The sequence below is a fragment of the Rothia sp. HMSC071C12 genome (assembly GCF_001813895.1).
Lineage (GTDB): Bacteria > Actinomycetota > Actinomycetes > Actinomycetales > Micrococcaceae > Rothia > Rothia mucilaginosa.
Genome location: NZ_KV814369.1, coordinates 68,593 through 81,567, shown reverse-complemented (window position 1 = coordinate 81,567; position 12,975 = coordinate 68,593). Strand labels below are relative to the sequence as shown.

Annotated in this window: 9 protein-coding genes; all 9 read right to left on the bottom strand. The window is 60.6% G+C overall.

All coding sequences use genetic code 11. The annotated features are described in order from the left end of the window. Positions 1-15: 15 nt before the first annotated feature. The 9 genes from HMPREF2942_RS02290 to HMPREF2942_RS02250 all read right to left on the bottom strand — a co-directional run bounded on the left by HMPREF2942_RS02290 (position 16) and on the right by HMPREF2942_RS02250 (position 12,892). Positions 16-210: a ubiquitin-like protein Pup gene (locus tag HMPREF2942_RS02290; RefSeq protein ID WP_005506016.1), complete on the bottom strand. Its 195-nt coding sequence runs from the start codon at positions 208-210 to the stop codon at positions 16-18. 195 nt (positions 211-405) lie between these two features. After that, positions 406-2,217, bottom strand: a complete 1,812-nt coding sequence (gene dop, locus HMPREF2942_RS02285; RefSeq protein ID WP_070688227.1) for a depupylase/deamidase Dop — start codon at positions 2,215-2,217, stop codon at positions 406-408. Between the two features lie 80 nt (positions 2,218-2,297). Continuing rightward, the gene (gene arc / locus HMPREF2942_RS02280; RefSeq protein ID WP_070688225.1) at positions 2,298-4,124 is read right to left on the bottom strand and encodes a proteasome ATPase; all 1,827 of its coding nucleotides are present in this window, start codon (positions 4,122-4,124) and stop codon (positions 2,298-2,300) included. Positions 4,125-4,268: 144 nt separating this feature from the next. Next, positions 4,269-5,366, bottom strand: a complete 1,098-nt coding sequence (locus HMPREF2942_RS02275) for a tRNA (adenine-N1)-methyltransferase (protein ID WP_070635206.1) — start codon at positions 5,364-5,366, stop codon at positions 4,269-4,271. A 282-nt stretch (positions 5,367-5,648) separates the two neighbouring features. Beyond that, on the bottom strand, positions 5,649-6,965 hold the full coding sequence (mshC, locus tag HMPREF2942_RS02270) for a cysteine--1-D-myo-inosityl 2-amino-2-deoxy-alpha-D-glucopyranoside ligase (RefSeq protein WP_070688223.1): 1,317 nt from the start codon (positions 6,963-6,965) through the stop codon (positions 5,649-5,651). 158 nt (positions 6,966-7,123) lie between these two features. Further along, a complete protein-coding gene (locus tag HMPREF2942_RS02265; protein WP_044145830.1) occupies positions 7,124-7,972 on the bottom strand; it encodes an undecaprenyl-diphosphate phosphatase in 849 nt (282 codons plus the stop codon). 243 nt (positions 7,973-8,215) lie between these two features. Then, on the bottom strand, positions 8,216-9,118 hold the full coding sequence (locus HMPREF2942_RS02260) for a hypothetical protein (protein WP_060824779.1): 903 nt from the start codon (positions 9,116-9,118) through the stop codon (positions 8,216-8,218). 185 nt (positions 9,119-9,303) lie between these two features. Beyond that, positions 9,304-11,052, bottom strand: a complete 1,749-nt coding sequence (gene leuA / locus HMPREF2942_RS02255) for a 2-isopropylmalate synthase (protein ID WP_070688221.1) — start codon at positions 11,050-11,052, stop codon at positions 9,304-9,306. 400 nt (positions 11,053-11,452) lie between these two features. Next, entirely contained in the window at positions 11,453-12,892 is a 1,440-nt protein-coding gene (locus HMPREF2942_RS02250) for an LCP family protein (RefSeq protein ID WP_070688219.1), read from the bottom strand. Positions 12,893-12,975: the final 83 nt, after the last annotated feature.

The window sequence follows — 12,975 nt, the reverse complement described above, 5'->3', positions numbered from 1 at the left end:
GCGCAGGTGCGCCGGTTACTCGCCGCCCTTCTGGACGAAGCCGGTGACGAAGTCTTCAGCGTTCTCAGCGAGCAGGCCGTCAATTTCGTCGAGCAGGTCGTCGACCTCGCTCACGTCAGAGACAACGTGGGAGGCGGCGAGGGTCAGTTCCTGCTCCTGCTCGGCTGCGGTGGTTTCGGTCTGCTGTGCGCTGATGCGTTCGCGGCTCATGGTTCTCTCCTCAAGGGGTTTGCGGTTGTGGACAAATAAGTTTTTAGTGGGGTCGGGTGCGGGGTGTAAGGGTTTTGGTACCCGGATTCTCCTGCACCCTACCTGTGGGTTATGTGGTTTTTACTCTTCCGAATGGGGGTATTCGCCCCGGGGAAGAATATGAGTTTATGTGGGTTTGGTGGTGGTGAGGTGCTACTAGCGCAGGCGGTTCAGCAGCTCATCCGAATGGTTCACCTCATCCAGCAGCGGCTCCACCTGGGCGGCACCGTACCGGGTCGGCTCCATCATCGTAAAACGAGTCAAATCCTTCGAATACCTGCCACGGCAAGACACCGTATCCCAGTTAATACCGAGAATCTCCTCCGGCCAACGCGCCATCAACGTGCCACGCAAAAACGCGCGCGTCTCACGCGGCGGCTCGGTCGTCGCACGCTCAATCTGCTCCGCAGAGAACAGCGTGCGCATACGGCCACGCGACACCAGACGGTGATACAGGCTCTTCGACGGGTCAATATCAGCGTACTGCAAATCCAAAGCCTTCAACTTCGGATTCGCATAATCTACGCCCTGAGCGACATAACCGCGCACCAGCGCATACTTCGCCACCCAATCCAGACGATCTGCCAGTGAGAGCGGGTTGGTTTCCAGGGCGTCCAGAACCTCGCCCCACAGGTCAAGGATCTGCGCGGTCGCAGCATCCACACCCGCCGGGTTCGACTCCTCGTGCGCACGGGAGGCCTCATAGTAGGCGCGCTGAATCTGCAGGGCACTCGCCGAACCGCTCGTGGACACCGGGTTCGGCAGGGTCGCCGAAGACGGTGCCAGCGGCAGCTGAGCCGACAGCGACAAATCGTGGCTGACCGCGTGCATCGCCGCCACCGGATCGGACAGGCGCACACCCGGCAGCGCGGGGTGCTGCTCGCTATGCGACTCAATCAGGTTCATCACCAGCGCCGCCGTACCAAACTTCAACAGGTTCGAATAGTGCGAGAGGTTCGCGTCCGCCGGAATCACGTGCAGGCGGCGGTACTTCGACTCATCCGCGTGCGGCTCATCGCGCGTATTCACAATCGGGCGGCGAATCGTGGTCTCCAGACCAATCGTGCGCTCAAAGAAATCAGCACGCGAACTAATCTGAAAACCCGGAACCTCACCGTGCGTACCAATACCCACACGGCCCGCACCCGTAAAAATAGCGCGGGTCGCAAAGAACGGCAGGAGCGCCTCCGCAACCTGCTCAAACGGAACGTCACGGCTAATCAGATAGTTTTCGTGGGCGCCGTACGACTGACCCTTCGAGTCGGTGTTGTTCTTGTACAGCTTCACCTGCGGCAAATCCTGCGCGTGATTGCCCAGCTCCACCAGCGATTCGTACGCCAGCGCGTCACCGGCAGCGTCATAGAGCACCGCGTCGGCGGGGGTCAGAACCTCCGGCGACGAATACTCTGGATGCGCGTGATCCACATACAGGCGCGCACCATTGGGCAGAATCGCGTTCATGGTCACGCGGTCCCAGTCCAGACGCTCCGGGAAACCACCGCGGCCGTGCACACCGGCGAGCGCATCCAGGGCGCTACGCGGCTCGGCGGGCTCGCCCGGTGCCTGAACCCCCGCCTCACGCATAATCTCCAGGGCGATATCTTCGCTGGTCAGCTCGGTGCGGGTGTGCGTCATCTGGCTCGAGTGGGCGGTGGATGCGTCCTGAACCTGACCGAACGCATCACGCAGCGGCGACTCGGACTCGCCCAGCCACTGACCCCCGGGGGTGGCGGTCGAGTAGTTCTCTGCCTGGCGTGCCTGCTCGGCGGTCAGCTCATCCGCCAGGGCGCGGCGCTGCAGCTCCTCGCGGAAGGCGGCGCCGCGGCGGAAGGCGAGCTTGGCGTAGGTGTTGACCACCAGTGCGGACAGCACGGTCGGGTTGGTGCCCGGCACGGAGGGAGCGATGACGCCGTACTCGGTTTCGGCACCCATAATGCGGTGCACGCCGTAGCTGGGGGTGGAGTTCATGGGGTTCTCCTGAAAAAATCTATACCATCTAAAGGCTCTGGACCTGCGGTAATACTAAGTTTATGCGGGATAAGCGCGGTTTAGCGCGGCGGCTCCACCGACACCAGGCGGCCACGCACACCGGCAACGGTGAGCGCGTCCTCAATATCGGGCAGCGGCGGCAAGTCCACCTGATCCTCAAACTCGGCGCGTACCGCCTCCAGCAGGTGGCGGGTACCAATACCCACACCCGCTGCGTTATCGCCGGCGGTCAGCACCTGCAGCTGCTCCTTAATCGCGGCCTTCTTCGCGCGGTCCACAATATTGCGAATCACCGCACCCGAAGCGAAATCGCCGCGGTACAGCGTGTGAGTGGACAGGTTCGCGCTCGCACCAGAACCAACGACCATGGAAGAATCCACGGTCGCCACAGCGTACGCCGTGGAGGGGGTGCGCGCGTACAGCTGACCCGCCGCCGCCGCAATCATCGCGGTCAGGGCGGCGCGGGTCGAACCGGCGGCTGCCACCTCTGCCGCGTCCAGGGGCAGGTCCTCGGTCAGGTACAGGCCGAAAATCTCTGCGGCACCGGCGGCATCAGGGCGGTTAATGCGAATCTTCAGGTCGAGTCGACCCGGGCGCATCACCGCGGCATCAATCAGGTCTTCACGGTTGGTCGCACCAATAACGATGACGTTCTGCAGCGACTCCACACCGTCAATTTCAGCAAGCAGCTGCGGCACGATGGTCGTCTCAATATCGGAGGAACGACCCGAACCGCGCATACGGAACAGCGACTCCATCTCGTCAAAGAACACGACGACCGGGTGGCCCGCCTCCGCCTTCTCACGGGCGGCAACAAAAATATCGCGAATCTGACGCTCCGTCTCACCAACGAACTTATCGAGTAGCTCGGGGCCCTTAATGTTCAAGAAGTAGCCGCGGGTATTCGAACCCGGGTTCAGCGCTGCGGCACGGGCGGCCAGGGAGTTCGCCACGGCCTTAGCAATCATGGTCTTACCGTTACCGGGAGGACCGTACAGCAGAATGCCCTTGGGCGGCGCCAGGTGGTAGCGCTCAAAAATCTCGGGGTGCAGGTAGGGCAGCTCCACCGCGTCGCGAATCTGCTCAATCTGCGCGCCCAGGCCACCAATCTGCTCGTAGGTGACGTCCGGAATCTCTTCCAGGACCAGCTCCTGCGAGCGGGAGGCGGGCACCTGCGAGGTAATCATGCGGGTGCGCGTATCGAGGGTCACCGCGTCGCCGGTGCGCAACTGCTCAACATCCAGGGAACCGGCCACGCGCGCCACCTGCTGAGCACCCGAGGAGGTATCGACCAGCACGCGCTCGCCGTCGAGCACCTCGCGCACGGTCACCACGTCGCCAAAGGGCTCGGTGTCCAGGGCGACCACGGCCTCGGACTTGTCGTTGAGCAGCACGGTCATGCCGGGGGTCAGCATCGACAGGTCAATGAGCGGGGACACGGGAATACGCATCATGCGGCCGCTCACCTGAACATCCAGGTACGTATCAATCTCGGCGGGGGTCTTATCGTCCGCAACCTGCTCGTAGGTCATGGTCTGACCCTCATGCACCGCCAACACAATCGCCGAATTCAGCGGCGGCATAACATTCTGCGACAGGGACGCGCGCAGACGCTCCACCTGGTAGCGCATGCTGGTGATTGCCTCAACGAGCTTGCGGTTCTTCTCCCCCGCACCACGAATCTGTCGGCTCATATTGTCGCGGGTTGCCTCCGCCGCGGAGAGTCGACGCAGCACGGCGTCATACTCCTGCGCGCTGACGGGCTGACTGCCGGGCAGGGAGGTCGACCCGAAAGCAGCCGAGTAGTGCGGTGCCGCGCTGGCTGCACTGTGGGCGGTGCCGTACTGGGGGGTTCCTGCCTGATCTGCAGATTCGTGGGTGGACACGGTAGCTCCTTTAGCTGTTCGTCCTAATCGGCGGCTACTCGGTGCGGGTACTGGGTGGGTATCGGGCAAGGCGAGTAGCCTGGTGAGTGCACTGCGGGGGCTCCAGGCAACGCCCGTGCCCCCGCAGGTCAAAGATGGTTCAAATTATTCAGCAGACTCAGTCGCCTCAGCCGCTGCGCCGTTATTCTGCTCAGACTCCATGGCGTTTTGCGCAGTACCGTTCTGTTCCAGCGCAATCTCGTTCGCACGTGCGGCGTGAGCGGCAAGGTTCTTCGCATCGCGGGCTGCGCGGCGAATCTTCTTATCGGTCACCTCACGCTCACCCACGTTCATGGGAATCCACGCGTTCATATCCTCTTCAGAGAAGTCCGTCTTGGACGCGCGACGCTTCGGTGCCAGGCGTACCGCGCCGTCAGCCAGGCGACGAGCCACGACCAGGAACGCGGTGTGCGCAACCATGCGGTGGTCGGGGCGGACCGCCAGGCCCTCCACATGCCAGCCGCGAACAATGGTTTCGTCACATTCGGGTTCGGTGAAGCGGCCGTCCAGGCGCATGCCCTCAACCAGGCGGGACATCTGGGTCACGGTCGCAACGTAGCAGATGAGCACGCCGCCGGGTGCGAGCGCCTCCGCCACGGCGTCCAGGCATTCCCAGGGTGCGAGCATGTCGAGTACGACGCGGTCGACGCTGCCGGGCTCTTCAACCTGCGGAAGGGTGTCCTGCAGGTCGCCGATGCTCAGCTTCCACGCCGGGTGCGGGCCACCGAACATGGTCTCAATGTTGCCGCGGGCGACGTCTGCGAACTCTTCACGACGTTCGAAGGAATGCACGCAACCGTAGTCGCCGACTGCACGCAGCAGCGCGATGGACAGCGCGCCGGAGCCGACGCCGGCCTCGACGACGCGCGCGCCGGGGAAGATATCTGCCTTGACGATAATCTGCGCGGCGTCCTTGGGGTAGACGACGGCTGCGCCGCGCGGCATGGAGAGCACGAAGTCCTTGTAGAGGGGGCGTAGCGCCTGGTAGAGGATGCCGTGAGTGTTGGCGATGACGGTGCCTTCGGGTGCGCCGATGAGGTCGTCGTGCTTGAGGAAGCCCTTGTGGGAGTGGTATTCGCCGCCTTCGGCGAGGGTGATGGTGGTGATGCGGCCGCGTTCGTCAGTGATTTGGACGCGCTCGCCGGGGCGGAAGGGGCCGCGGCGGTTGATTGCGCCGGTGGGGGTGTGGGTGCCGCTGCTCACGGGGTGGTTCTCCTCGGGTTTGGGTCAGTCTGTGCTGTTCGCCGTCGCGGCGAACTGTGGACGGAAAAAATCCTTTTCTATTTTAGCGGAGTCTGCAAATCGGCTGTGGCGCGTTACCCCGCAAGCGTGATAATGAGGCGGCGGCTCCCCCGCCCGGTTTTATTACACCGCGGTAGAAAGCTGGCGCATTACATGGAGGCACAAAAAAGCGCAGGGCGGCAGCCACGGCTTTCACACCGTAGCGCCGCTCCTGCGCTTCAACGTTTTGTGGGGTGTTGTTCCTTAGAGGACCACGCCCAGGCGTGCCGCCAGGATGTCACGCACCAGCGCGCCACCACCGACGGTGGTGTCCGCCAGAGCCTTCACAGCCCACGCATCCACAGCCGCCAGTGCCGCCGGTGCGTTCAGGTCCTCGCCGAGCGCCTCACGCACATCGCCCAGCAGCTCAACAGCCGCCTCATCGGTAACGCCTTCGGAACCCTCACGGCCCTCAGCCATCGACACCGCGTGACGGTAAGTGTCCAGGCGAGCCTTCGCGTGCTCCAGTAGCTCATCAGTCCAGAACCAATCCGAACGGTAATGCTGACCCATAATCGCCAGACGCACCGCGTTCGCATCCTCACCGGCTGCACGCAGACGCGAAACCAGCACCAGGTTGCCGCGGGACTTGCTCATCTTGTGGCCGTCCAAACCGACCATGCCGGTGTGCGCGTAATGCTTAGCGTGCGGACGTGCAGACACAGCCCACGAATGGCCCGCACCCAAATCATGGTGCGGGAACGTCAAATCGTTACCGCCCGCCTGAACGGTCAGCGAACCATCCACGAAACGGCGGGCAATCATCGTGCATTCAATATGCCAGCCCGGGCGGCCCGCGCCCAGCTCGCCGGCATCCCAGCTCGGCTCGCCCTCACGCTCAATACGCCACAGCAGCGGATCCAGTGCGTCACGCTTACCGGCACGGTTCGGGTCGCCGCCGCGCTCAGCGAAAATCTCCAGCATCTCATCACGGCTCAGATGGCAGACCTCGCCCGGCGCCCACGAGTAACCCTCGGCATTCGCGGGCAGCTCACGCACAGCCTTCAAATCCAGGTACACGTCACCGTCAGGATGCACCACACCCTGCTCATCCGTGAAACCTGGCACGCGGTACGCCAGGCCGCGGCGCAGCAAATCCTCAATCAGCGGGAACAGCCACTCAATGGACTCCACCACACCCACATAGTGCGCCGGCGGAATCACGTTCAGCGCCTTCATATCGGTGCGGAACAGCTCCGTCTGATCCTCAGCCAGCTCACGCCAATCAACGTTCGTCGCGGTCGCACGCTCAAGCAGCGGGTCGTCCACATCGGTCACGTTCTGCACGTACGTCACCGGCACGCCCGCATCCAGCCAGGCGCGGTGCAGCAAGTCAAAAGCAACATAGGTGGAGGCGTGACCCATATGCGTCGCGTCGTACGGGGTGATACCGCAAACGTACAGGCTCGCCGCCTTATCCTCCTGAACCTGAACAATCTCACCGGCAGAAGTATCAAAAATGCGCGGCAGCGCAGCCTGACCGGGCAGAGTCACAGAGGCGGGGGCATCCCAAGCTCGCATGGGTTTCCTTTCCGTAAAAACGCCCACACCCGGTGGACGCGCCACACCCGCCGCCCAACCCAAGAGCATGCGGGTGCCAAAAAATCTACTCCAATAAGAATACCCGCCCGTGAGAAACTCACGGACGGGTATGTCATATCACGCTGAGGGCTAAAGCCTTAGAACGCCGAAGAAGTAGCGTTCAGAACGCCAGTGCCCAGACCAACGAAAATCAGGATACCGAGCGCAATGCGGTACCAGATGAAAATGCCGTAGGACTTCGAAGACACGTACTTCAGGAACCAGCCAATCATCAGGTAACCCACCACGAACGCGACCAGAGTCGCAACGATAGTCGACGGGATACCGTAGTAGCCGGTCGCCTCCTCGCCGGTGACCACCTTGAAGGTCTTGTACAGGCCAGACATGAACACGGCGGGCATCGCCAGAAGGAACGAGTAACGTGCCGCAGCCTCACGGGTGTAACCCATGAACAGACCCGCGGTAATCGTACCGCCCGAACGGGAAACACCCGGGATCAGTGCCAGCGCCTGTGCGCAACCGTACAGCAGGCCGTGACGGAACGTCAGGTCCTTCAGCTCACGCTGCTCGCGGCCAAAACGGTCCGCAAGGCCCAGGAACACAGCAAACACAATCAGCATGGTCGCCACAATCCACAGGCTGCGGAACTGCGTGTCAATATAGTCTTCCAGCAGCAGGCCCAGAACGCCGATGGGCAGGGAGCCAATAATAATCAGCCAACCCATGCGGGCATCCGGGTCGTTGCGCGGTACGCGGCCGGTAAGAGCGCCAAACCACGCCTTCACAATGCGCACAATATCGCGCCAGAAAAAAATCAAGACCGCGGTCTCAGTACCCAGCTGGGTGATTGCGGTAAACGCGGCGCCCGGGTCAGCCTTCTCCGGCAGGATCTGGCCAACAATGTTCAGATGCGCCGATGACGAAATCGGCAGAAATTCGGTCAGGCCCTGAACAAAGCCCAAAATAATTGCTTGAATCCATTCCACGCATTCAAGGATACAGGAGGCGCACCCGCCCGGGGCGGTTCGCCGAAGGTGATGTGGAACCTCCGCAAACCGCCCCGTCCACACTCTGAAACGCTCAGGGTGCCGTTTCAGGAGGTACACCGCGGTGCAACCGGGGCTTATCCATAGCTCATCCACGGTTCACCCATGGCTCAAGGAGGCCGCGCAAACACCTCAAATGCGCGCTCTCCGGCGCATCAAAGGTGCGTCACCGGTGCAAGCATACTAGCCGCACGACCAGTCGAAAACACCCGTCTCAAAATCAAAAACAGCGCTACCGCACCCAAAATTCAGCACATCAAACTCATCGAACTCAATATAACGAGCCGTCAGGCCCTCCGGCAGAGCCTGCGCATAAAAATGAGTGCCACCCAGGTGAGTACCCACCGCAATTAGCGGCTTCGCCCACTCAAACCACGCCGAATCCTCAGCATCCCAATCGAAAGGACTCAAATAACCAGTCTGCGAGTCCACATTCTCAAACACATCACTGGGGACCTTACCTGCATTCGGGTCATCCGTCGGAACCCACCCCACCAGAGCAGGCTTACGAGCCAGCGGCTGCTGCTGATCCGCCAAAGCCCAGGCGCTGAAGCTCTCCTCCTCACCACGATGCTCACCGGGCCGGCGCACATCCTGCGGCGGCGGCGTGCGGGACGAGAACTCCTCCTCACTCAGGTACAGCACCGCAAACTCAGCATCCAAAATATCGCGCAACAACAACTGATACGGATGCACCCGCGCCTGCGCATACTGCACCTCAAACGGGTCATCACTAGCAGCATTAGCAACACCCTCAGTCGCCTCATCCTCAGCGAACTGGCCATCACCGGCAAAGAAAGAGAATGCCACAACGCCCGGATACTTCTGCGCATCCGGCAGGTACTCCCCCGGCAACCTCACCGTAAAAATATGCTGCATCGGCAAACCAGTAAAAGTACTGCGCGGCCACTGATCCTGCTCAATACCGGGACCGGTCGAACCCACCCAGCCAGCCTCCCACACCTCAGGGCAACCTGCAGGCAGAGCAGTATCATCACCACCGTGCAGCTCATAATTCCAGGCACGAACAGAAGAATCGGTGCCCGCCGCATCAACGGGGCTAAACACCATCGCGTAGCTTTTCATGAGAGTTCCTCCCAGCAGATTATTCGCCCCACAGCACGCCGATGCACACAACACCTGCGCACATTAACGCGTAAGGGCGGGATACATACTCCCAGTATGCATCCCGCCCCCACATCATGCACGGCTAACGGTCACCAGCCAACCGGTCACCAGCCAACCCCGCACGAAATATGTACGGCTATCGCCTACGCCTGACGCTCATCACGCAGCGCACGGTTCACAGCTGAAATCATCGCCTTCAAAGCCGCACGAGTCGTCGAGTTATCCACACCAATACCCCACAGCACGCGAGAACCAACAGCAGCCTCAACGTAGCACGCAGCGTTAGCAGTCGACGAAGACGACATGGTGTGCTCCGAATAATCCATCACGCGAATATCCACGCCCTCGCCCGACAGAATGTTCTGCAGAGCATCCACCGGACCGGTACCCGAAGCCGAACGGGTGTAAGTGTGACCATCAATGTTCAGACCAACACGCAGAGTAGTCGCACCGGTATCAGCCGAATCAATGTTAATCGACTCAATACGGTACTTACCCCAACGCTTCTCCGTGTCGGTTGCGGGCAAGTACTCATCCGCGAAGATGTTCCACAGCTTCTGGCTGGTCATCTCGCCGCCCTCAGCGTCAGTACGAGCCTGAACAATCTTCGAGAACTCAACCTGAGCACGACGCGGCAGATCCAGGCCGTGATCCTGCTTCAGCAGGTACGCCATGCCGCCCTTACCGGACTGCGAGTTCACACGAATAATCGCCTCGTAGGTACGACCCAGGTCGCGAGGATCAATCGGCAGGTACGGAACCTCCCAGTACACCTCATCCACGGTCTTACCCGCCTCAGCGGCGGTACGCTCCAGAGCCTCAAAGCCCTTCTTAATAGCGTCCTGGTGAGAACCAGAGAACGCGGTGAACACCAGATCGCCACCATACGGCGAACGCTCGTGCACCTTCAGCTGGTTGCAGTACTCAACAGTCTTACGGATACCGTCAATATCAGAGAAATCAATCTGCGGATCCACACCCTGGGTGTACATGTTCAGGCCCAACGTCACCAGGTCAACGTTACCGGTGCGCTCGCCATTACCGAAGAGGCAACCCTCAATACGGTCAGCACCCGCCAAGTAACCCAGCTCAGCAGCAGCCACGCCGGTACCGCGGTCATTATGCGGGTGCAGCGACAGCACAATGTGCTCGCGGTGGTTCAGGTTGCGGTCCATCCACTCGACCGAGTCGGCGTAAACGTTCGGGGTAGCCATCTCAACGGTAGCGGGCAGGTTCACAATCAGCTCGCGGCCGTTCTGACCAACCTCCAGCTCCTCAGCCACAGCGTTCACCACGCGAGCCGCGTACTCAAGCTCGGTGCCGGTGAAAGACTCGGGCGAGTACTCGTAGATAACCTTAGTATCAGAAATCATCTGCTCTTCGTACTTGCGGCACAGGCGCGCACCCTGCAGGGCGATATCCAGCACGCCCTCCTGATCCTGGTTGAACACCACGCGACGCTGCAGAACGGAGGTCGAGTTGTAGAAGTGCACAATCGCCTGAGGTGCGCCCTCAATCGCCTCAAAAGTGCGGGCAATCAGGTGCTCACGCGCCTGCACCAGAACCTGAATGGTCACATCCGAAGGAATGTGGCCGTCCTCGACGAGAGTGCGCACAAAATCAAAGTCAGTCTGCGACGCCGAAGGGAAACCAACCTCAATTTCCTTGTAACCCATCTTCACCAGCAGCTTGAACATCGCAAGCTTACGGTCGGTGTCCATGGGGTCAATCAGCGCCTGGTTGCCGTCACGCAGATCCACTGCGCACCAGCGCGGAGCCTTCTCAATGACCTTATCCGGCCAGGTGCGGTCCGGCAGGTCAACAACAATCTGCTCGCGGAAAGGGCGGTACTTGTGTACCGGCATGGGGCTGGGCTTCTGGTGGTTTTTCATGATGAATTTCCTGTTGGTTGGTCCGTCTCGCTCTACCCCAAATGTGGGGCTCGTACCGTGCCGGGTATCGGTCCCCGGCAGCCGTGGTCAAGGCGGTGCATCAGAAAGGATGCGAAGGTGAGATGCCGCGTCAAAAAGCCGGAACGGTTGCGGCAGATTCTAGCGTGCCCCGTTCCGGCGAATAAGCAGCAGGTTCACTGCCTGGCGGGTAACCCCGCGCTTGCTCTCACCGTCAATAGTCATGCCTCCACGCTATCACAGGGGTCGGAGGCGGTGGCAGGGCACCCGGGAAGCCGTCCATCATCTGGAAAGAATCAACGACAAAGGGGCGCAGCCACCATTTCTGGCGCTACGCCCCTCACTCAATATTCACGCATCTGCGCTATGCCCTAGCTAGAACCTAGTAGGCGAAAGCAGTCTGGCACTTGTGCTGATCAGCAGTCTGACCGGTCGCGTTACCCGCAATCGCAGCCTCCTGCTTCTCCATCGCCTCACCGGACGGGAAGTCAGTACCAATCGTCACAGACACGCCCAGAACCTCTTCAGTCGCTACCACGCGGGTCACGTTCAGCTTCGCGGCAATTTCCTTCGCCTCCGCCTCGTAACCGGTCGAGTAGAACACCGTGGTGAAGTTCGTCGGGCTAGCGGAAGTACCCGGAGTAACATTCGTGTAGCCCAGGCCCTCAATCACCGAAGCGATCGTAGCCGAGCGGCCATCCAGACCGGTCGCGTTGTACACGTTCACCGGAACCGTACGATCCAGCTGAACCGGAGCGGCAGAAGTAGCCTCAGCTGCCGGAGCCTTCTCCTCCTTCAGCGACTTATCGTCACGCAGACGCTGGAACACGTTCGCAGCATCCGCAGAAACCTGCAGGCGGTTCTCATCCTGGCTCCACGGCTCAGTCGGCACCGTCGCAAACACAACATTCGACAGGTCCACGCCACCAAGAGCCGCACCAACACCCACCAGAGTGCTGATATTACCCAGGTTTTTATCCACCGTCACGTTCTGAGTAATCGCCTCAGCAATGTTAATCAGACGGCCCGGATTCGACAGAGTACCCTCGCTCTTCACCTTACGCAGCAGCGAAGACAAGAAGCCCTGCTGAGCCTGAATACGACCAATATCGGAACCATCCGAGAAGCCGTGGCGGCTACGCAAGAACGCAAGAGCCTGCTCACCCTCAACAGTAGAAGTACCCGCAGGAAGCTTCAGGCCACTGTACTCGTCATCAATCGGAGCGTCCACACACACCTGAACGCCGCCAACAACCTTCGACAGCTCCTTCACAGCGTTAAAGTCCACCAACATGAAGTGGTCAATATTCACACCGGTCAGCTTGCTAATGGTTGCCACAGTACAACCGGGGCCACCGCGAGACAGAGACTCGTTAATCTGAACGTTCTCCTCAGCCGGGTACACGGTGCCGCTCTCAGGATCAGTACACTGCGGCACATCAACCATCAGGTCACGCGGGAACGACAGCACGCTCACGTTCTTACGGTCCTTGCTGATCTGCAGCAGCATCATCACGTCCGCGCGAGCCTCAGAATTGCGGTCATCCTCATCGCCGTACGCGCCGTTATTGCCCTTACGGGTGTCGGAGCCAATCACGAGAATGTCCAAGGCGCCGTTCTCCAGGCCGTTCTTGTAATTGCTGATGTTCAGCTCCTGAGTATGCAGATTATTGCGCATACGCAGAGCCAACACGCCACCAAAGCCAACAACAATGACGAGCATGCAAGCAGTAAGCAGAGCAATCCACTTATTGCGGTTTGAAGTCATCACCGTCGTGCGCATATGACGACCGGTGCTTCGTAAACGAGGTGCCTGGGGCATACCTTTTCTCTTTCTGCCGGTGAGCAAGTGCTTTCTCAGAGTAACACTCTTCCCTATGAGCGCCGAATGAGAGTGAAAAGTTT

Coding starts and splice junctions, on each gene's coding strand:
- HMPREF2942_RS02290 (WP_005506016.1), bottom strand. CDS start 210: ATGAGCCGCGAACGCATCAGCGCACAGCAGACCGAAACCACCGCAGCC.
- dop (WP_070688227.1), bottom strand. CDS start 2,217: ATGAACTCCACCCCCAGCTACGGCGTGCACCGCATTATGGGTGCCGAA.
- mshC (WP_070688223.1), bottom strand. CDS start 6,965: ATGCGAGCTTGGGATGCCCCCGCCTCTGTGACTCTGCCCGGTCAGGCT.
- HMPREF2942_RS02260 (WP_060824779.1), bottom strand. CDS start 9,118: ATGAAAAGCTACGCGATGGTGTTTAGCCCCGTTGATGCGGCGGGCACC.
- leuA (WP_070688221.1), bottom strand. CDS start 11,052: ATGAAAAACCACCAGAAGCCCAGCCCCATGCCGGTACACAAGTACCGC.
- HMPREF2942_RS02250 (WP_070688219.1), bottom strand. CDS start 12,892: ATGCCCCAGGCACCTCGTTTACGAAGCACCGGTCGTCATATGCGCACG.